Source organism: Desulfovibrio sp. JC022 (assembly GCF_010470665.1).
Taxonomy (GTDB): Bacteria; Desulfobacterota; Desulfovibrionia; order Desulfovibrionales; family Desulfovibrionaceae; genus Maridesulfovibrio.
In genome coordinates, this window is sequence record NZ_VOPZ01000017.1 from 15,195 (window position 1) to 35,490 (window position 20,296).

General features: G+C 48.0%; 16 protein-coding genes and 1 rRNA gene. 9 read left to right on the forward strand and 8 right to left on the reverse strand.

Annotated features, from left to right (window positions below; all coding sequences use genetic code 11):
• Positions 1-58: 58 nt before the first annotated feature.
• The 4 genes from rocD to FMS18_RS19625 all read left to right on the forward strand — a co-directional run bounded on the left by rocD (position 59) and on the right by FMS18_RS19625 (position 6,559).
• Positions 59-1,258 (forward strand): ornithine--oxo-acid transaminase, encoded by a 1,200-nt coding sequence (gene rocD, locus FMS18_RS19610; RefSeq protein WP_163296353.1) that lies wholly within the window; start codon positions 59-61, stop codon positions 1,256-1,258.
• Between the two features lie 54 nt (positions 1,259-1,312).
• A complete protein-coding gene (locus tag FMS18_RS19615; RefSeq protein WP_163296354.1) occupies positions 1,313-5,446 on the forward strand; it encodes a hybrid sensor histidine kinase/response regulator in 4,134 nt (1,377 codons plus the stop codon).
• Positions 5,443-5,946, forward strand: coding sequence for a hypothetical protein (locus FMS18_RS19620; RefSeq protein ID WP_163296355.1), 504 nt, complete (start codon positions 5,443-5,445; stop codon positions 5,944-5,946). Before FMS18_RS19615 ends, FMS18_RS19620 begins: the two co-directional genes overlap by 4 nt.
• Positions 5,947-6,139: 193 nt before the next feature.
• Positions 6,140-6,559 carry a hypothetical protein gene (locus tag FMS18_RS19625; protein WP_163296356.1) on the forward strand — a complete coding sequence of 140 codons (420 nt, stop codon included), beginning with the start codon at positions 6,140-6,142 and terminating at the stop codon, positions 6,557-6,559.
• A 51-nt stretch (positions 6,560-6,610) separates the two neighbouring features.
• Here FMS18_RS19625 and FMS18_RS19630 read toward each other — a convergent pair whose 3' ends face one another.
• Entirely contained in the window at positions 6,611-8,698 is a 2,088-nt protein-coding gene (locus tag FMS18_RS19630) for a PAS domain-containing hybrid sensor histidine kinase/response regulator (protein WP_239061120.1), read from the reverse strand.
• A 194-nt stretch (positions 8,699-8,892) separates the two neighbouring features.
• Complete coding sequence (locus FMS18_RS19635; protein WP_163296358.1) at positions 8,893-9,930, reverse strand: DUF1786 domain-containing protein; 1,038 nt, start codon at positions 9,928-9,930, stop codon at positions 8,893-8,895.
• Between the two features lie 105 nt (positions 9,931-10,035).
• Between FMS18_RS19635 and FMS18_RS19640 the strand changes: the two genes are divergently transcribed.
• Positions 10,036-10,854 carry a triacylglycerol lipase gene (locus FMS18_RS19640; RefSeq protein WP_239061121.1) on the forward strand — a complete coding sequence of 273 codons (819 nt, stop codon included), beginning with the start codon at positions 10,036-10,038 and terminating at the stop codon, positions 10,852-10,854.
• Positions 10,855-10,906: 52 nt separating this feature from the next.
• Here FMS18_RS19640 and FMS18_RS19645 read toward each other — a convergent pair whose 3' ends face one another.
• Both FMS18_RS19645 and FMS18_RS19650 read right to left on the reverse strand, forming a co-directional pair.
• Positions 10,907-12,496: a HEAT repeat domain-containing protein gene (locus tag FMS18_RS19645; protein ID WP_163296360.1), complete on the reverse strand. Its 1,590-nt coding sequence runs from the start codon at positions 12,494-12,496 to the stop codon at positions 10,907-10,909.
• 35 nt (positions 12,497-12,531) lie between these two features.
• Positions 12,532-12,990, reverse strand: a complete 459-nt coding sequence (locus FMS18_RS19650; protein WP_163296361.1) for a chemotaxis protein CheX — start codon at positions 12,988-12,990, stop codon at positions 12,532-12,534.
• 226 nt (positions 12,991-13,216) lie between these two features.
• On the opposite strand from FMS18_RS19650, the gene FMS18_RS19655 reads away from it, so the two are divergent.
• Together FMS18_RS19655 and FMS18_RS19660 are read left to right on the forward strand one after the other, a co-directional pair.
• Positions 13,217-14,458, forward strand: a complete 1,242-nt coding sequence (locus FMS18_RS19655; protein ID WP_203544715.1) for a nucleoside transporter C-terminal domain-containing protein — start codon at positions 13,217-13,219, stop codon at positions 14,456-14,458.
• A gap of 22 nt (positions 14,459-14,480) precedes the next feature.
• On the forward strand, positions 14,481-16,229 hold the full coding sequence (locus FMS18_RS19660) for a chloride channel protein (RefSeq protein ID WP_163296363.1): 1,749 nt from the start codon (positions 14,481-14,483) through the stop codon (positions 16,227-16,229).
• An 11-nt stretch (positions 16,230-16,240) separates the two neighbouring features.
• Here FMS18_RS19660 and FMS18_RS19665 read toward each other — a convergent pair whose 3' ends face one another.
• Entirely contained in the window at positions 16,241-16,420 is a 180-nt protein-coding gene (locus FMS18_RS19665; RefSeq protein WP_163296364.1) for a hypothetical protein, read from the reverse strand.
• A gap of 206 nt (positions 16,421-16,626) precedes the next feature.
• On the opposite strand from FMS18_RS19665, the gene FMS18_RS19670 reads away from it, so the two are divergent.
• Positions 16,627-17,694, forward strand: coding sequence for an HD-GYP domain-containing protein (locus tag FMS18_RS19670; RefSeq protein ID WP_163296365.1), 1,068 nt, complete (start codon positions 16,627-16,629; stop codon positions 17,692-17,694).
• Between the two features lie 47 nt (positions 17,695-17,741).
• Here the strand turns inward: FMS18_RS19670 and FMS18_RS19675 are convergent, their stop codons facing one another.
• Entirely contained in the window at positions 17,742-18,707 is a 966-nt protein-coding gene (locus FMS18_RS19675) for an AEC family transporter (protein ID WP_163296366.1), read from the reverse strand.
• Between the two features lie 136 nt (positions 18,708-18,843).
• Here FMS18_RS19675 and FMS18_RS19680 point away from each other — a divergent pair, with 136 nt between their 5' ends.
• Positions 18,844-19,455: a hypothetical protein gene (locus FMS18_RS19680; RefSeq protein ID WP_163296367.1), complete on the forward strand. Its 612-nt coding sequence runs from the start codon at positions 18,844-18,846 to the stop codon at positions 19,453-19,455.
• Here FMS18_RS19680 and FMS18_RS19685 read toward each other — a convergent pair.
• Entirely contained in the window at positions 19,430-20,008 is a 579-nt protein-coding gene (locus FMS18_RS19685; protein WP_163296368.1) for a pentapeptide repeat-containing protein, read from the reverse strand. The genes FMS18_RS19680 and FMS18_RS19685 overlap by 26 nt on opposite strands.
• 159 nt (positions 20,009-20,167) lie before the next feature.
• Positions 20,168-20,282: ribosomal RNA gene (gene rrf, locus FMS18_RS19690) — 5S ribosomal RNA — on the reverse strand.
• Positions 20,283-20,296: the final 14 nt, after the last annotated feature.

Below are 20,296 nucleotides of genomic sequence, written 5' to 3' on the forward strand. Positions count from 1 at the left end.
ACAAAAACAGAACCATCTTATATAGACAAAGATAAAGATAAAAAGTGGAGAAAACACAATGAAACAGTCCGACTACATTGAACTTGAAGACAAATTTGGCGCGCAGAACTACAAACCTCTTGATGTTGTAATAGAAAAAGGCGAGGGAGTCTGGGTCTGGGATGTGGAAGGAAACAAGTACATGGACTGCCTTTCCGCATACTCCGCTGTTAATCAGGGCCACTGCCACCCGCGCATAAAAAAAGCCATGCAGGATCAACTGGACAAACTGACCCTGACTTCAAGGGCTTTCCGCAATGACCAGCTAGGCCTGTTTTACGAAGAACTCTGCTCACTAACCAATTCACACAAAGTGCTGCCCATGAACAGCGGCGCAGAAGCTGTGGAAACAGCCATCAAAGCAGTGCGCAAATGGGGCTACATGGTCAAGGGAGTTCCTGAGGACCGCGCGGAGATCATCGTCTGCGCCGACAATTTTCACGGTCGGACCATCTCCATTGTAGGATTTTCCACCGACCCGGTTTCCCGGCGCGGCTTCGGCCCCTTTACCCCCGGATTCAAGGTTATCCCCTTCGGAGACCATAAAGCCCTTGAAAACGCCATAACCCCGGACACCGTGGGCTTTCTGGTGGAACCCATCCAAGGCGAGGCCGGAGTAATCATTCCACCAGACGGTTACCTGAAAAAAGTCCGTGAAATATGCACAGCCAACAACGTCAACCTGATCCTCGACGAAATCCAGACCGGACTTGGACGTACAGGAAAAATGCTGGCCGAAGAACACGAAGAAATTGAAGCGGACATAACCCTTGTCGGCAAGGCCCTTTCCGGCGGCTTCTACCCGGTCTCGGCAGTGCTTTCCAACACCGAGGTCCTCGGCGTACTAAAACCCGGAGAACACGGCTCCACCTTCGGTGGCAATCCGCTGGCCTGCGCCGTTGCAAGAGAAGCCCTGAAGGTACTTAAGGATGAAGACCTGATCCGTAACGCCGAAAAAATGGGGCAAAATTTTCTCGCCGGGCTCAACTCCATCAACAACAGCAAAATCAGAGAAGTACGCGGCCGCGGTCTGCTATTGGCTGTAGAATTCAAGCTTGATGCCGGCGGGGCACGGCAGTATTGTGAAAAGCTTAAAGCAAGCGGTCTGCTATGCAAGGAAACCCACGATAATATCATCAGATTCGCACCTCCATTGGTAATCAGCGAAGAACAAGTGGACTGGGCTCTTGAGCGCATCAAACCTGTTCTCTCAACGTAATCGGCAACAACGCATCATAATTTCAGACAATTGAAACTCCACAGGTATTTACGCATGTCACAGAGCATAAGATTTGCGACAACATTCATAGGTGTTCTGATATTCTTATTTTTTTCTATAACACCTTCATTCGCTTTTCAGGAAGAATTAAGGTTTGACCGCCTCTCCCTAAGTGAAGGACTGTCGCAATCATCAATTCTATGCATGCTTCAAGATTCGCGGGGATTTCTCTGGTTCGGAACCTATGATGGACTGAACCGCTATGACGGCAGGGACATTAAAGTCTACAAAGGGGGAACGGAACAGGGAAAGCTTTCAGACGGCAACATACGCGCCCTTTATGAAGACAAGTCCGGGACATTATGGATCGGCACCAAGGGAGGCGGATTAAATCGCTACGATCGTTTGACTGACAGCTTTGAAAACCATCAACCCATTCCCGGAAATTCCAATTCACTTTCCGGAAAAGACGTAAGTGCAATCTTTGAGGATTCAAAAGACCGTCTATGGATCGGTACCCACAACGGTCTCAACATTTTTAACAGCGACGCAAAAACATTCATCCGCTTCCAGCACTCTGATCTTCCGGGCAGCATCAGCCATAACGAAATCAGGTCCATTTACGAAGACCGGCAAGGTAGAATCTGGGCAGGGACTGCCGTTGGCCTGAACCTGTATAATGATGAAAAAAGAACATTCAAAAACTTCCTGAACAACCCGGAAAATCCTGATTCTCTGTGTGATGACACAGTACTCTGCTTCTACCAGCAGAAGAAAGGTGAGCTGTGGATAGGAACCAAGAAAGGAGTCTCCATTCTTGATCCCGGCATAGGTAAATTCAAAACCCTGTTTCAATCTCTTGAAATTAACGACATTTATCAGGACAACTCCGGAAATCTCTGGCTCGGAACCCTTGAAGGACTAGCTAAAAGGGACCCGCTAACCGCTACTGCGGCACCTGAAAAAATGAAGTTTGATTTCTTCAAGAACAATCAGCTAGATCCGCAGAGCCTGAGCAGCAACAAGGTAACCAGAATACTGGAAGATAATTCCGGCGTTATCTGGGTCGGAACCTACACGGACGGGCTTAGCAAACTCCCTCCGAAAATGCAGGCCTTCGGCATCCTGAAAAGGCAACCGTGGAAAAAGAACACCCTTTCCGGCCTTGAAGTCAGCGCAGTACTTGAAGACAGAGAAGGATTGCTTTGGGTCGGAACCTATAAGAACGGCCTTAACACTTACGATCCCCGAACCGGTGAAATCAGAACCTACACCACCAAATCCCCGGAACCGTGGAAACTTTCAGGCAACAGGATCAACTGCATATTTCAGGACAACTCCGGTCTGATCTGGGTCGGGACCCGCAAAAAAGGTGTCTTTGTAATTGATAAAACCAAAGGAATTATCAAAAGATACAAATGGGACAAAAAGAATTCCAATTCCCTGAGCCAGAACAATATCTGGTGGATATACGAAGGCAGCATGGGCTATATCTGGATCGGGACCAGCAAAAAGGGCCTCAACCGCCTTGATCGAAAAACCGGAGATTTCAAACGCTACAAACACTCGGACTCAGATCCGAGCAGCCTCGGACACAAAAGGGTCCGCAACATTTTTGAGGACAGCAACAACAATTTCTGGGTCTGTACCAATGCCGGCTTGAATCTCATGGACCGGGAGAAAGGCACTTTCAAACATTACCGCCATGAGCCGGGAAACCCACACTCCCTTTCCAACAACCGGGTCACTCCCATTGCCGAAGCAGCCGACGGTTCGTTATGGCTGGGTACGGATTCCGGCTTGAATAGATTCGACCCGGAAAGCGGAATCTTCACCCGATACACAGTTGAAAACGGACTGGCCAATGACGGCATTCAGGGGCTTTGCCTCGATAGTAAAGGATATGTCTGGGTTTCAACCTTCAAAGGAATCTCCCGACTTGATCCCGTCAATGGGCAGGTATGGAATTTCGGTCCATCAGACGGACTGCAAGGGATTGAATTCTGGATTAATTCCTATAACAAAGGTCAAAGCGGAAAAATGTATTTCGGCGGGTTGAAAGGGCTGAACATGTTCGACCCACACAATATTAAAATCAACCTCACTCCCCCTCCTGTAATTATTACCGGGCTGACAATCATGGGGGCTCCAGCCCATCTGGGGATGAACATCAGCGAGTTAGATAAAGTAACCCTTTCTTGGAAAGATGCCATGTTCAGCTTCAAATTTGCCGCTCTCGACTACCAGAACCCGAAGCTGAATAAATATCAGTATAAGCTTGAAGGCTTTAACGATGAATGGATAGATGCGTATCCTGACGCCACTGCCACATTCACCAACTTCGACCATGGCAGCTACTTCTTCAGGGTCCGGGCTTCCAACAGTGACGGCATCTGGAACAAACAGGGAGCCAGCTTGAAGCTGACTATCATCCCCCCGTTCTGGAAAACCGCATGGTTTAAATCCGGATTGGTTTTCATGGCGATATTGCTCTTCTTTATTATTGTGCATCAACGCACCAGGACTGTGGAAAAACAAAAGAAAAGACTTGAAGAAGAAGTAAAAAACAGAACCGCAGACCTGAATCAGGAAATTGAAGAACATAAAAAGACAGAAAAAAGACTTGAACAGGCCATCCTGAAAACAGAAGAAGCCAACGAGGCCAAAAGTGCCTTCCTCGCCAGCATGAGCCATGAAATCCGCACTCCATTGAATTCCATTCTGGGTGTTGCCGACCTGCTCAAAAGCACCGATTTATCCGAAGAACAGGGCGAATATGTTAATATTTTCGAATCCTCCGGCGAAATATTGCTGACCATCATCAATGATATCCTTGATTTTTCCAAAATTGAGGCCAATCACGTCAAGCTGGAGTCTATTCCCGTAGACCTGCTGCAAGAAACCGAATCGCTCATGAACCTTCAATCCACAGCCGCATCCGCACGCCATGTGGAACTGGTCATGCGCTACAAGCCGGATGTACCGGAAGTGGTTATAGGTGATTCCACCCGCATACGCCAGATACTGCTTAACATCCTTGCCAATGCAGTGAAGTTCACCAATAGCGGTGAGGTGTCCCTGATAGTTTCCCGCGCCCCGGAAAGCAATTCCCCGGACAACATAACTTTCACAATATCCGATACCGGAATCGGCATTGCCCCGGAAAAATTGGAATCTATATTCGAACCCTTTTCTCAGGCGGATTCCTCAACCACCCGCAGATATGGAGGCTCAGGACTCGGGCTTTCCATCAGCCGCAAACTGGTTGAGCTTATGGGCGGAACCATTTCCGCCAGCAGCACCCCCGGCAAAGGCAGTACCTTCATGGTCACCCTGCCGCTGCCTCACGCCCCGGAAAAGCAGACCCCGGCACTACCGGATCTTGGGTATTCCGAAATACTGGTAGCAGTGCGCAACCCGGAAACCCTGGGGTCAATTTGCGAAACCCTGAACTACTTCAAGGGGACCCCGACTCCGTGCTCCACAGTGGAAAGCTTGAAAATGCTGATCTCGCCCCCGCAGGAGGACAAATACAAGCTGTTTATTTATGACCTTAATTTGAAAAACGCCCAAGGTCTGAAGCTGCTTCAGTCACTTCAAAAGGAAGGAGTGAAGCTTCCCCCGGTGCTGATGCTCCAGCAGGGAGCCTGTTTTGACAAAAAACACCTTGAACAAGGCATTGCAGGACGCGGACAAGCACTTCCGACATCCCGGAGACTACTCCAGCGCAATGTAATGGACCTACTAGAGCTCTCCTGCAAACTGGAAAAGAAAATCGACGGCCCCAGTTTTCAAGAACTGCCGTCAATGAAAATTCTGCTGACCGAGGACAACATTCCCAACCGGGACCTGATCAGGCACTTTCTAAAAGATACAAACACAACCCTTGCCATGGCAGCTGACGGGGCGCAGGGATTAAAACTGGCTGTGAATGATGATTTTGATATAATCCTGCTCGACATGGAAATGCCGGTCATGGACGGCCCTGAATTTCTTGTTAACTTCAGGAAACATGAAAAGGAAAACAATCTTCCCCCAACCGGGATAATAGCTCTGACGGCCCACGTATCCGCAGATTACAGGGAAAAATGCATTTCAGCCGGGGCGGACGAATTCCTGTCCAAGCCTATTAAAAGGGACACCCTGCTGAAGACGATCCTGAACATCTACAATAGAACCAGACAATGAAAAAATTAACCGCCCGACAGACCAAATGGATTCGCGCGCTGCATATGATCAGTGCCTGCCTTTGGGGCGGCGGCGCCCTCTCACTGGTTCTGCTGCATTGCCTTTTTGTGCCCTCTTCCGGGGAAGCCCTCTACGGACGGGATGTCTGCCTCAAGCTGGTAGACCAGTACGTAGTCACCGCCGGGGCACTGGGCTGTTTGTTCACCGGATTTATCTTTGCATGGAAAAGCGCGTGGGGATTTTTCAAATTCAAATGGATAATCACCAAATGGGCTATCAACCTCGGCTTCATAATGTTCGGATTCGCTTTCTACATGCCTTGGTTGGAGCACATGAGCGATCTCTCCGGCAACACCCGAATAATGGCCCTGCAAACACCGGAATATTTGCGCAGCCAGTTGCTTAATGAAATTTCAGCCTTTGCTGTTTTCGGCTGCCTGATCTTTCTGGTCTGGGTCTCGGTTTTCAAGCCGTGGGGTAAGACCAACTTCAAAAAATAATGAAAGCGCGCCTGCCCGGAACTTCGAACCATAACTCATGTCTATACGATTTCATGTGCAGATCCCTCCGTATCAGCTTGACATCTGCATGCTGCAAATGCTTGATTCTCTTTTTGCCCCGCAGTTGATGCAGGGTTAATTTCATTACAAGCGAACAGCCTAAAAGCTACATAATATTTCAGGGAGAAACAACATGGACAAAGGTTACGCAGAAACTATCGCTTCGGACATCATGCAGATGCTGGAATCAGCCAAAGGCAGTGATCTGGACCTCAACAGCGGATTCCAGAATGACGCTTTCACCGCCGAAAACTTTTCCTTCGGCTATCTGTTCTATCCCCGCGACATGCTGCTTGCCATTCCCCAGCTCCCGCAGGCAGTAAGAAAAAAAATCAAGCAATCAAACATCCTCGGAACAGTAGACCTTGAAGGCAGAAAAATAGGGATCCACCTTATCTGCTCCATGAATAGAGGGTTTGATGAAATCAAATCCGCAGAAGACATCATTGCCGGAATCAACAAAAAAGAACTCATGGACTTCAAGGAACAGATTGCCGGAATCCTGCACAAGGATCTTGTGGGTAATATTGAAGAGAAAACTACTGAGCAATAGAAAATACGGGATGCTGCTAAAATCCTACGGGTTTAGCAGCATCCTTTTATTTTAATGTTTTGAATGGGGTACCAGCTTACCGATGATCTGAACCAATTCATCAATGTTGACCGGCTTTGAAGAATAGGCATCCATGCCGTTGCTGAGAAATTTCTCGCGGTCCCCCTCCATGGCATAGGCGGTAAGGGCGATGATGGGAATATCATTCCCTTGTTGCCTGATTCTCTTTGTGGCTTCCAGTCCGTCCATTTCAGGCATCTGCACGTCCATAAGGATCACATCGAAAGGTCCGCTCTTCTCAAGCAGCTCCAGAGCTTCAAGGCCGTTCTCGGCAGTCTCCACTTCAAATCCCTGCTCAGTAAGAAAATGGGCGATGTAAAGCTGGTTGGTGGCATTATCTTCAGCCAAAAGGATACGGGCTACAAGTCCCTTACCATCTCCCCCTTCCTCAAAGAAGGAAGTATCTGTTTCAGCACATTCCCCCACACTGGACTTGAGTTTGATTGTAAATTTGAACTCCGAACCCCAACCTTCCTTGCTGGTGAAAGTAATATACCCGCCCATCATTTCCACCAATTGGCGTGAAATCGCCAATCCCAACCCGCTGCCGGGATGGCGTTTTGAATAACCGGCGTTGAGCTGCACAAAACTCTCAAAAAGTTTTTCAGCCTTATTATCGGAAATACCGATCCCGGTATCCTTGACCCGAAATTCAAGGACAGCTCCTTCTTCAAAGCTTCCCGCATGGTCCACTGAAATTTCCACGTACCCTTTCTCAGTAAACTTGATGGCATTGCCCACCAGATTGATAATAATCTGACCCAGCCGATATTCATCACCGTGGTAGCAACGGGAGACATCGTCACCCATATGGGCACGCAATTCGATCCCCTTTTCCTCGGCCTGAACCTTAAGTACGGAAAGCTGCTTTTCCAGCATTTCAAAAAGGTTGAAATCTTCGGGACGCAGTTCCATCTTGCGAGCTTCAATCTTGGAAATATCAAGAATATCATTGATAATATGCAGCAATGACTCCGCAGCTTTTTTAACCGTCACCAGATAGCCCTGCTGTTCCCCGGTAAGATCGGTGCTCAGCGTCATCTCACTCATACCGATGATGGCACTGATGGGTGTACGGATTTCATGACTCATATTAGCAAGAAATTCACTCTTGGCACGGCTGGCTTCCTCAGCTGCATCACGGGCTTCGCAAAGCTCAACTTCACTGCGCTTGCGTTCAGTAACATCCTGACCCACAGCAAGTACCCCCAGCGCGCCGCCCTTGGCATCCAGCAAGCGTGAAAGGGACCACTGGATCATACGCTCCTCGCCGCCTCTGGCAATCACATAATTTTCCAGCAACCGCAAAGGATTGCCGGAAAGGACAGTGGCAAACTGACGGTTATGATCCGCCCAGAGCCGTTCAGGGACAAACAATTCATAGTAGTCCCGGCCCAATACTTCATGGCGGGTCCTGCCGAAAAGCTGCTCGGCCATGCGGTTAAACTCAAGAATCTTTTTGTCCGGGGAAAGGAGTATGATCACACTTTCAGCGGTCTTGACCAATGACCGGAAGCGGTAGGCACTTTCTTTAAGAGCCTCTTCCACTTTCTTTCTGGTGGTAATGTCTTCCACACTGGCAACAACTTTTTTAATACTGCCGTCATCGGAAATGATCGGGGAAGCATTAATGGAAAGAAGCACCTTACGCCCGTCCACCCAATGGATGGCATGACGGATATCAAGCACCGCATTGCGAATTTTCATAACCCGGTTGAAAGCCAGCCTCTCATCAGGAAAAGGAGAACCGTCGTGGGCGGAGATCTTCCAGACAGGGTCATTATGCTGCCTGCCGATAATCTCCTCACGAGCCACACCATGCACCCGAGCCGCCTGATCATTGGCAAAAATAATCTTGCCGTCATTATCCATGACCAGAATACCCATGGGGCTGGTTTCCATAATACTGCCCATGAGATCACGCTCACGCTGCAACTCGGTCTCGACCCGCTTCCTCTTATCTATGTTGAGATAAAGGAAACCGATGAACACAAGCAAAACAGTAATAACAACACCCGCACCAATGATAAGGATCCTGTCAAGATTACCGGCCCCAAGCTCCGTAAGTGTCGCGGACAACCACCTTTCGGCAAATATATCCGTACATCCGGGCAAAAGCAGCAATATAGCAAATAGTATCGTGCGCAGCATCACTCTGAATCTATTCTTTCCGATTATGTGGTTAAGAGAACTGTAACAGCATAAATGATAAGCCAATCACATACACCATTATCGTTATTAACCAGTCAGAGCAAGACCTTGAACTATAATAGTTACAAGATGCCTTTCATCTCCAGACCTTTTATCAAGCCGAAACATCCGGCAAGCATCATGTCCCCGCCCGGTGAAGGAAATTCCACGTCATAACCGTTCAAGAGAGCGCGCCGGGGTCCAAGCACATAAGTCGGCGCAAAGCCCTGCGCCTCAGCAGGCAGATCAAGAGTCAAACAACCGTGCCCCCAATCATCAAAAACATCCTGAAAACTAATCCTGCCCTGCCGGAAACGCTGCGAATCTTCCCAGAGTTTTTCCGGGGTCATATTCCCGGTATGATGTTCGTAGACCCCGTAAACAGCTCCTTTGTAGAGCAAAAAAGAAACAGTGTGGCTGTTGCCCACATTGATCAGGCAGACGCCCTGCCTGTGACTGTGCGCCATAATTTCATCCACAAAAAGGGCACCCAGCACCGCAGCTGCTCCAGTGTCGCTGACCGCACCTCCGCCGATACTGTCCTGCAATTCGGCCATGCGGGTAAATTCATCAGGCACGGTTTCAAAAACCAGACTTTCCGGCCGTCCACCATTCTCCAGCAGCAGATGCTTCCAGAGGTTGAACCGCCCGATGCGATTGCTCTTACCGGGATGGTAACCGTGGTCCTGAACCGAAGCGGTTACATAATCCGGGTAATCCAACCCTGCGGCTATAAAGAAATTTTCCCACCAGTTGGGATCAAAATCAGCAAGGGCAACTTCCGCGCACTCTTCCGGCTTTTCTTCCGCAAGGATAATCCCGTTCTTTTCCAGCCGGGAAAGGTCGTCACCAAGAGCGAGGGCTGCACGCGGATGTGCATACACTTTGTATCCGGCCTCAATATGGGGATAAACAGATCTTCCGAAACCGCCCCCCATATTCCTGCCGGAAAGATAAATATCGCGTCCCTGTCCGGTAAGTTCCTTAATCCGTGCCCCTACGACCCTTGCCGGGGAAGGCAGAACAAATTTAAAACAGTTCTCAATCTCCACATCCTTAATATAATAAAGAACATCCTGAGTGCCGCTGCCGATATCCAGACTTAAAACCGTATTCTTCACTTCAGTTCTCCATTTGTAACAATAAAGATTGATAATTATGTTGCAGGCGGAAACAAATTGCGTCAATTGAAAACAAGATACGCTAACCCAAACCCCGCGCCGACCATGAAAATTTTAATAACTGCCGCCCTGATACTGATGTTGCTGCCTTTACCGCTTTTCCTTTTTGCCGCCCTCAGCAACAAAAAGGAAATAGACCGCCGAGGGCTCAAACAGAACTGCAAAGACATTGCGAGAGCAACCATTTCAGCAGGAATCAGCCTGCTCATAGCCATATGCACCCGGCCCTTCACCTTTTTATGCACTCTACCGTTGATCAACAAAAACGGGGATAACACCCCAATCCTCATGGTCCACGGCCTGTATCACAATAAGGTTGCATGGCTGGTCATGCGCTACCGCTTGAATCTTTCCGGATTCAGCAATCTACACACATGGCAATACAATAGCTTCACTACATCTTATCCGGAACTGGTGCTGGAACTGCGGGATATAATTTCAAAATTGCACCGGGAGTCAGGACAAAAAATAATCCTGACCGGGCACAGCCTCGGCGGACTGCTTTCCTGCGGGGCTGCGCAAAACCCGGATATGGAAAAAATGTGTGCGGGCATAATCACCCTCGGAACTCCGTACCGGGGCAGCAGCCTCGCCGCCATTGCCATCGGCAGACTGGGGCGCAGCCTGAACCCGCACAGCAGCCTGTTCAAAGGACAAAACAAAATCAGATATCCGCAACGGATCGCCAAGACAGCCATCATCTCACCTACAGACGAACTGGTCCTGCCCTGGCCCAACCTTGAGCCTGCATCAGGGAAATGGACCATAAAGCACACCCGGGCAATGGGGCATGTAGCCATGCTTTACAGTAGGCAAGTAGGACATATGGTCGCTGAAGAAATCCGCAAAATTAAGCAAACATAAAAAAAGAGAGGACCATCAAGGCCCTCTCTTTTAAACTCAATTCTTCTATATTCTAGGAAACGTATTCAGCAATCTTTGCTTTCAGCTGGTCAGCGGTAAACGGCTTGGTGATGAAATCGTTCACCCCGGTTTTACGCGCCAGTTCCTGCTGGGAATATTCAGACTCAGTGGTAACCATGATCACCGGGATATCCGCGTAACCGTCAGTCTGGCGAAGCTTGGCAACAAACTCCATTCCGTCCATGACCGGCATATTCATATCGGTGATGATCACGTCGAACTCTTCATTCAACTGAATATGGGAATAAGCTTCCTGACCGTTTTCAGCCACAGTAGGTTCATAACCGGCGTTAGTCAGAATACTGCGGTAAAGGGCGAGCATTGACTTGGAATCATCCGCAGCCAAGGCCCTTTTGCCACCAACTTTAACAGCTTCCGGCAATCTGGAGATATCGGCCTCGGCTTCTTCGCCGCCAATCTCGCTCAGCTTAGCCCGGAAAACTTCATGCACTTCGGAGTCCTTGGACGCCACCACGGCATTCATCAAAAAACGTCCGATTTTACCTTCAGAGTAAAGTCCCTGAAAAATATTCACAGCCTGGGCTGTTACAATGGCCCGCAGAATCTTCCCGGCCTTACTGCCACCCTGACCGACGATATCCACAAGCTTCTTGGTAACTCCGGGGTTAACCAAATTGTCCAGCCCGGTCATGACAGCAACAGTGATCAACTCGTCATCGTCTTCCAATCCATCAAAAAGGCTGATGACCGCCTTCATGGTTCCAATCCTGCCGATGGCTTCATAGATGGCGTATTTCACGCTGGAGTCAGTGGAATACTGCTTCTCAATGGCATCCATGAGCACATCAAGGCCTTCCTTGTCTCCAATAAAACCGAGCACGTTGGCGGCCAGAATCATGTCATCCTTCTCGGATTCCGGGCTGATGACTTTAGTCAGATATGGAATCCCCTTAGCACCGAGTATGGTCAGGGAGTCAGTAACCACCCGGCGAACTGTGGGATTCCGGTGATGCAGATTGGCTACAATAAAATCAAGGGCCTCATCAGTGCCGATGGCGGAAAGACACTCAACTGCCTTCCATGTGGTTAGATCGCAGACTTCATAACGGTCATCCTCATTGTTGCGATCCACGAATTCTTTGAGAGCCGGAATAGACTGTTCGTCCTTTAGCTCTCCTAACATTTCAATAGCCATGACCACGATCAGGTCGTCATCGTTATTGATATTGGAACGGAAAAGTTCAAGGGAATCAGGACCGCCTATTTTGGAAAGCGAGGTCAAAACTTCAAACAGGAAATCAGGATCAGCATTATCGCCGGCCATTTCCAGCAGGACAGGCACGGCACTTTTAAACTGGAACTCACCGCAAACCCTGATACACAAGGTGCGCAATTTGCCTTGTTCCTTGCCCAGAAGTTCCACCGCTTTTTGTTCATCAGCGGAAAGCACCCCGTTCAGGGCAGTTACCACCATATAATCAACAGAAGTATCTTCAAGCGGATTCTGAAAAAGCTCAAGCAGCCCATCCAGCTCCTCCGGGTCCTTGGCTGTAGCCACCTCATTGAGAATACTGATCTTATCCAAGAAAGATTTTTCTCTGAAATCGGTTAACATAGACATATTATGATCTCTCTTTATTTCAATGGGACTTGTTTCTATTCAAAACAAAATTCAATGGTGAACTCCCCGGCATCGGAAGTAAACGGAATAGCCATAATAGGAGTGCTTGCTATGTGAGTAATAGTATGGTTGTCCCCCATAATAACAGAAGGAGTGGCTCCGGAAAAAGTAAGGCCCTGCTCTGCAAGACCGGCTCTGGCCTGACCGGAAACCATATTGGTTATTTCGCCGACAGCGTCCTGAACATCCTGAAGGATATCCTGAACATCATCGCCGAGCATATTCTTAACAATGGTGACCGCACAATCTTTTGAAAAAGAAATCGAGATGGTTCCATTCATATCCCCGGTGATACCGACCAGACCGGTAACATCACCTACTGCGGTCTTGGTTTTCTTTACATAAGGCTTTCCGGGTGTCGGAGTGACCATGGCCATCATTGACAGCACATCCACAGCAGCCTTGATAAACGGCTTGGCAAGTTCAACATTCATATAAACATTCCCTACATCAGAAGTTTTTTCCAAGAGCAGGAGCACCTTCAATTCATGGTCTTTTCCCACTTAGAACACATTTTGAGAGATACTAACGTCAAAAACAGAAAGGTTCAAGAAACATGATTAAAAACCAGTAACAAAATCGGACCCTGTTGCAGCCTTGGATAGTATCATGTAATTCATATGAATATTACAAATACTCTGCTTGAAAAGGATAGTGAAAATGATTCAAAGTTTGGCGGGACTGTTCGGATTAGTATTTATTGCCTGGCTGTTCAGTGAAAACAAGAAAGGACTCAGCCTGAAAAATATCCTCACCGGGATGGCTCTTCAGTTTGCCGTTGCTGCGCTGATGTTGAAGGTTCCGTTTTTCAGTGATCTGATAATGTATTTGAACCACGCTGTAGATGCATTGCAGCAGGCAACACAGGCCGGAACAAGTTTTATATTCGGATATCTGGGCGGCGGCCCCCTGCCATTTGCAGAAACATCACCCGGAGCGAGCTGGACCCTTGCATTCCGGGCGCTGCCGCTAATTCTCGTGGTCAGCGCACTTTCCGCCCTGCTTTTCTACTGGCGGGTTATCCCCATAGTTGTAAAAGGATTCTCAATGGCCTTGCAAAAAACAATGGATATCGGCGGAGCACTGGGGCTGGGTGTTGCTTCCAATATTTTTGTGGGCATGGTTGAAGCACCGATCATCATTTCCCCCTATGTAAAAAACATGAGCCGCAGTGAACTCATGACCCTGATGATCAGCGGCATGGCGACCATCTCCGGCACAGTTCTGGTACTCTACGCTTCCATACTTAATCCGGTCCTTCCCGGTGCCATCGGGCATATTCTGACCGCTTCCATAATCAGTGCCCCGGCAGCAATCCTTATTTCGCGGATTATGATACCCGAATCAGCAAGACATCAGGGCGAAGACGGCTTGAATATTAAAAGCAGTGCGTCAAGCTCCATGGATGCCGTGGTTAAAGGAACATCTGACGGCGTAAGCCTGCTTATAAATGTTGTGGCAATGCTGCTGGTTCTGGTGGCACTGGTTGCCCTGACCAACCAGATTCTGGCCTTCCTGCCCGATATGTACGGTGAACCGCTGACCCTGCAACGCATTCTGGGCATAATCATGTGGCCTGTAGTCTGGCTGATGGGCATTCCCGCCAGTGAAGCTTACACCGCCTCCTCGCTCATGGGGACCAAAACCATCCTCAATGAATTTCTGGCCTATCTGCAACTGGCCGGACTTCCCGAAGGAGCACTTTCCCCGCGCTCGACCATCATCATGACTTACGCCATGTGCGGCTTCGCCAATCTTGGCAGTCTGGGGATTCTTATCGGCGGGCTGGTTTCCATCGCCCCTTCGCGCAAGGATGAAATCGTAGCCCTTGGCACAAAATCAGTCATCGGAGGAACTCTTGCCACCTGCATGACCGGGGCTGTGGTCGGCCTACTTTATTAAGCTAAAAAGGAATCAGGCGCACATGTTCAAATCAGGTAACGGCATCAGCCCGGCGGAATTGAAACATTTTCTGCATAAGCGGGCACCCTCGCGCAATGCCGTACTCATCCTTGCGGCGGTTGCCATCGGGGGATGCTCGGCACTGGCTGCCGTAGGCTTGAATAAGGCCCTTGATTTCTTAAGCATGCTGCGCAAAACCAACTCCCAGCACTGGTGGATGTTCCTGCTGCCCGCAGTGGGCGCCGCAGGCGCGGTCATCCTGAGCAAAAATATTTTCAAGGAATCAGGCGGACACGGAGTTGGCGAAGTCATTGCCAAAGTAGGACTGAAACAGGGAATCCTGCGCCCCGTTTCAATCATCAGCTCACTTTTGACCAGCTTGCTGACCATTGCCAGCGGCGGTTCAGCAGGCCCGGAAGCCCCGGTTGTGGTCAGTGGATCGGCCATGGGCTCCAACCTTTCCCGGCTGTTCAAAATGAGCGGCCAATCTCGCATGACCCTTATCGGCTGCGGTGCTGCCGGATCCATATCAGCTATTTTCAACGCCCCGGTTACCGGGATGATCTTTGCCGTTGAAATAATACTTGGGGAGTGGACGCCCTATCACCTGATTCCCATTGCCATATCCTCGGTGGTCGCCACCCAGACTTCGCGCCTGCTTGAAGGAAATGTAATCCCGTTCAGTGACCAGTTCCCCCCCATGGGAGTGACCGATCTCGGCTCATCCATCCTGCTTGCCGTGCTGGCTGCCCTTATTTCCGTGGCCTTTGTTCGCTCTATCCGCCAAGTGGGGTCCATCTGCTCCTCATTCACCAATAAGCCGTGGATCAAAGCCGCAAGCGGCGGGCTGGCTGTCGGGATCATCGGCATATTCTTTCCATTGGCTCTTGGCGAAGGATACACTTCCATTAAAATGGCTATCCATGGAACCCTGCCGGACGGGATCGCCATTGTTGCCCTCATGGGGATGATCAGAGTAGCTACAACATCACTGACCCTCGGCAGCGGAGGTTTAGGAGGCATATTCGCACCCTGCCTTGTCATCGGCTCACTTTTCGGCGCATGTTATTACCGGATAATTTCCCAGATCATTCCCCAGCATCTGCTTACCGGAGAAGGCTCATATGCCCTGCTGGGCATGGCCGGAGTAGTCAGCGGCGTAATGCAGGCCCCGCTGACCAGCGTTTTTCTTGTGCTTGAGATTACCCACGGATATCAGGCAGTCATGCACATAATGACTGTCACTTTTATTTCTTCCATGCTCACCCACGCCTTTGAGCCGTCGTCTTTCTATTTCAAGGATCTGGTGGAAAAAGGACAGCTGCTGCGCCCCAAAACAGATGAAAAAATTCTAGCTGATATTGATACAGGAGAACTGGTCCACAAAGAGCTTACCTACGCCTGTCCGCAGATGAGTGTCAGTGAATTCCTGAAAGTACTGTCCAGCACCAGTCAGACCCACATCCCCATTATTAACAGTGAAACTCAGGAATTCATGGGCATGGTAGATGTTGTTTCAGCAAGATCATCAATACTTGACCCGGACCAGCAGCAAAGCAATATCGGTGAAGTAGCCATTGACAGAAATGCCCCCATTGTAGAGCAGGGCATGGGAGCAGCTGAAATCCTTGAAACAATGAACCGCAGTGGCAAACGCACTCTTCCGGTTATGAAAGACGGTAATTTCAGTGGATTTATCAGTAAAGAAGATATTCTTTCCGCTTACAGAGGCGAAATGAAATCCTACGGCAAGAGTGACAATTTGTTCTAAACAACAAGAATCTACTCTTTTGACTCGTTCTTTGCAGCAGACGGCTCTTCATCTTCATCCACATACTTATCCTTCACTATTGTGTCTGCCACACGCCCCATGACCTTTTCTAGTTTGCGTTTTAAATCCGGCTCTTCTTCCAGTATTTTTTTTGAAACACTCATAAATTTATCAGGCATTTTATCAGCCATAATCTCCCCATGTTTTTCTATTGGATCGACCAAAAACTTCAGTAAGCATTATAACAATCAGGAGACTCTGCAAACATACAAAAAAACACTTAAGATTAAGCATAAATCAAGACGACTATTTACTTTTTAATCCCGCTGTAATAACCTTAAAGTTCATTTATATTTAATCACATGGATAGCGATTACTACTGAAAGGAATCAGTGTTATGAATAAGGATACAGAAAACCAGAGTGTCGGAGCTGAAGAGTTCCTGCAAATCAGCTTCAATATTTTAAATACATTCGGAAATAAACTTCCTGTATCCCTATGCATACACGATGATGAATTCCAACGTGTTGTCCCTCTTTTTGCTAAAGATACAAGACTTTCAGATAAAAAGCAGGAACAAGTCAATAACTACTGCAATGAAGGCAACTTATTCATTTCAAAAGAAGATTACGCTTCTCTTGCCGGACATATCAGCCAGAACCTTGGAGCACTGCTGACAGAACATTTTCTTGATGAAGCTGCGGCAGCGGAAATATTTTACAATGGCGTACTGGAAAAAGTACGCTCCTTTTATTCAAATCCCATCGGGGAAACACTGTCTGAACTGAGCACCGTGCTGGCTATCTTTTGCGAGTATGTCTGGGTAGACCCCAACAGATGGACCCATTTTTTCAACACCCTGAAGCGAGAAAAAGATATCTGTTGCCATGCGGTGAACACCCTTTTTGTAGGAACATCCATCTACCTTAAAATTTTATACAAACCTGGTGAAAAAATGGACCTGAAGCCCCTGACCATGGGTCTGGTCCTGCATGATCTGGGTATGACACAGATTCCTCCGGCAGTACTGACCAAGCCTACCAAGTTACTCTACAAAGAAAGAATGCGCATGCAGGAACATGTGGATATTGCTGAAAAAATGCTCAACCGACTCGAAATCAGGGATGAAATCATCAAGGCCTGTGTCTTTGATCATCATGAGCGTCTGGACGGCAGTGGTTATCCAAAAGGGCGACGCGGTGATGCCATTACCCTCGAAGCAAGGGTCTGCGCCATTGCCGATGCATTCTGCGGCATGATCGCTGACCGCTACCATAGGCCGGGACTAAATGCTATTCTCGCTGCCATTATCCTCACGGAAAGTAAGACCAAATACGACACTAAACTTACAAGCTCATTAATTTCCTTCATCATATCAAACAATCCGGATATGAAAGCACTGCTTCAGGATAAAGCAAAAATGCAACAGCTCAGGGCCATAGCCCTGCAAAAAGCAGCTCAATAGGAACAAGGCCGGAGTGATAAAAATCACCTCGGCCTTTCTCTTTGAATCTAACCGCGTATCAATGGAATTCCGCAGAATTCAGCCGCCACAAGAGTCAGGACCATGGTTGGAATATAAAGAATCATGGAAACCAGCACTGTGGCTGACGTCTCAGTCTCGCAAGTATGGTATGATTCTGCCAGCACACAACAAAGAGCGGCAGTAGGCATTCCGGCCAGCAGAACGCCCATAAGCAACTCCTGCCCTCTTACGCCGAATAAAATCAGGCATCCCGCGGCAAGAAGCGGATGCAGAATCAATTTGAAAAAATTCACCAGCCCGATATTACCCCATTTCAATTCCATCTTCTGGCGGACAATCAAAATTCCAATTGCAAACAAAGCACAGGGAACCGAAGCCATACCGAAATTATGCAGCCCTGTGGCGAGAAATTCAGGAAGCTCGAAATGCATGAAAGAAAAAACAGCCCCGGCAAACGATGCACCGATAAGCGGGGTCTTGAGCATAGACAAAGCAATCTGCCCGATGACACCCAGTGTTGACTTAGACTTATCCGCCCTGTTCAACTCAAAAGTAGCCACCACCATAATCACAATAAAAATAGGAAGAATAATGGCCAGTGTAGTGGCAATTAAAGCCTGCCCGCTGCCATCATATAAATACATCATAATCGGCAGGCCGAGGTAGGCGGAATTAGGAAAACTCGCGGAACTGGCTCGAATTCCATCCTCAGTAAAATGGCCCTTGAATATAAACTTTGAAACCAAAAACATCAGCCAGTAAGCTCCGATCATGGCACTAAGATACCCGCCTATAAAACGGCCCTGCGCAATTTCCTCAAACGGAGTTGTTGCCAGCGAGCCGAAAAGTAACGCGGGTAAAGTAAAATAATAAACAAAGCCGTTCAGCACAGTTGCCGAATTTTCGGGCAGAATTTCACTCCGAAACGAAACCGCACCGGCAATGACCATCAGGAACAGTGGAATAAGGGCAGAAAGGACGAGTGTGAGCATAATTTGATTCAGGATTTAAAGATTTGGTGAAAGAAGGAAGGTCGGTCAGTTCATTAAGGAATTGATATAGACATTTTTAATAAAAAATATTTATATAATAACAGGATGTAATTTTTAGATACAATCGGAGACTGCGTTGCCAGATGAAATTATTCTAAGAAACGACATGCGTCCAGTAGGTATTGCACTATGCAGTTTCGGTCTGTTCGGCACTGTGGCATTTATGCTGTTCAGCTATTTCGGATCATTCACCGCCCAGAGTGAAGGAGAACTCTTACTTGCCCGCATTCTGGCTACAACAGGCATCGCCGCCTTTATCTGGAAAATGATAAAGCTCAAAGCTCAAAAGAATTTTCTGGAAACAAGTGATGACGGAATCAGGCTTATCGGCGCGATCACAAAATACATCCCATGGGACAACATTAGAGAGATCGCAATTGAAAAGCCGACACCGGAACCGGAATCAGAAGAAGATTACTCTCCGTTCATAAAGCCCAGACTTGCTCCGGTCATATACCTAGAACTTCACAGCGCAGATAAAATTTTGTTTGAAAGTCAGGTCTATAAATTTTCAGCCCGTAAAATTAATAATTTCATAAAAGAACTTGAAGCTGCTGATAAACGCATCCCTTTAGAAATGGAATTAATGACCGCGCATACTCAGGAAGAAATTTGCGAGATGTTGCGGGGGAGATGGCAACAGGCAGTGGGAGAACAAGCCCCTACTTCAATTCAATATCAAGATTAGCCAACAGTGAGACTGCTTCCGGCAATGAAAATTTGGTCTTCTTGAGTTTATTAGTCTCAGCGTTCATGAAATAATTTCGGGAGGAGGTGAAATCAGCGAAGGACAAATCTGTCTGATGAAACTGGCAACCTGAGAAATCGCAGTCATCGAATTTTACACGGGCTAATTTACAATCCGAAAAAGCCGCATCGCGCAATGAACAAGAATCAAATTTCACCTTGAGCAGATTTTGACTGCTAAAAGCACACCTATCCATAAGGCAATTTGAATACTTGGCAACAATAACCGGACCTAGATTGCCCCAGTTGATACCGAGCAATTTAGAATCACGGAACTCTGTGTCAATTACCTTTGAATTAGAAAAAACAGCCACAGCCATATTACAACCGACAAAGCGGCACTCCTGAAATTCGCAGTCAATTAATTCGGCATACTGGAAAGAAGAAACCTGAAAAGTACACCTGTAAAAAGTAGTTTCCTGTATGACCTGATTCTCAAGGTCCATACTTTCAAACTGGATATTCTCGTATGATTTGAAATCAGCTATCAGCATTGTATCTCTCCTGAAAAGTAATAAACTTTCAGACTTTGTACTCCTCAAATGTACTGGTCGCAATATGATTTCTCTACGTCATAGACTCGCGAGGCTTTGCCCCCTTCTCCCATAACGCAAGAAAGCCCCCTTAATTTCTTAAGGGGGCTTTAAAATAAAAGCTTGCGACGACCTACTTTCCCACTGGCTACCCAGCAGTATCATCGGCGATGGAGAGCTTAACTTCCGAGTTCGGAATGGGGTCGGGTGTGACCTCTCCTCAGTGGTCGCAAGCAAATTTTGCTTGCT

Excerpts from the sequence above, each read along its gene's own strand:
- FMS18_RS19660 (WP_163296363.1), top strand. The coding sequence starts at position 14,481 with ATGTTCAAATCAGGTAACGGCATCAGCCCGGCGGAATTGAAACATTTT.
- FMS18_RS19675 (WP_163296366.1), bottom strand. The coding sequence starts at position 18,707 with ATGCTCACACTCGTCCTTTCTGCCCTTATTCCACTGTTCCTGATGGTC.
- FMS18_RS19625 (WP_163296356.1), top strand. The coding sequence starts at position 6,140 with ATGGACAAAGGTTACGCAGAAACTATCGCTTCGGACATCATGCAGATG.
- FMS18_RS19655 (WP_203544715.1), top strand. The coding sequence starts at position 13,217 with ATGATTCAAAGTTTGGCGGGACTGTTCGGATTAGTATTTATTGCCTGG.
- FMS18_RS19665 (WP_163296364.1), bottom strand. The coding sequence starts at position 16,420 with ATGGCTGATAAAATGCCTGATAAATTTATGAGTGTTTCAAAAAAAATA.
- FMS18_RS19640 (WP_239061121.1), top strand. The coding sequence starts at position 10,036 with ATGAAAATTTTAATAACTGCCGCCCTGATACTGATGTTGCTGCCTTTA.
- FMS18_RS19615 (WP_163296354.1), top strand. The coding sequence starts at position 1,313 with ATGTCACAGAGCATAAGATTTGCGACAACATTCATAGGTGTTCTGATA.
- FMS18_RS19685 (WP_163296368.1), bottom strand. The coding sequence starts at position 20,008 with ATGCTGATAGCTGATTTCAAATCATACGAGAATATCCAGTTTGAAAGT.
- FMS18_RS19670 (WP_163296365.1), top strand. The coding sequence starts at position 16,627 with ATGAATAAGGATACAGAAAACCAGAGTGTCGGAGCTGAAGAGTTCCTG.
- FMS18_RS19650 (WP_163296361.1), bottom strand. The coding sequence starts at position 12,990 with ATGAATGTTGAACTTGCCAAGCCGTTTATCAAGGCTGCTGTGGATGTG.
- FMS18_RS19645 (WP_163296360.1), bottom strand. The coding sequence starts at position 12,496 with ATGTCTATGTTAACCGATTTCAGAGAAAAATCTTTCTTGGATAAGATC.
- rocD (WP_163296353.1), top strand. The coding sequence starts at position 59 with ATGAAACAGTCCGACTACATTGAACTTGAAGACAAATTTGGCGCGCAG.
- FMS18_RS19620 (WP_163296355.1), top strand. The coding sequence starts at position 5,443 with ATGAAAAAATTAACCGCCCGACAGACCAAATGGATTCGCGCGCTGCAT.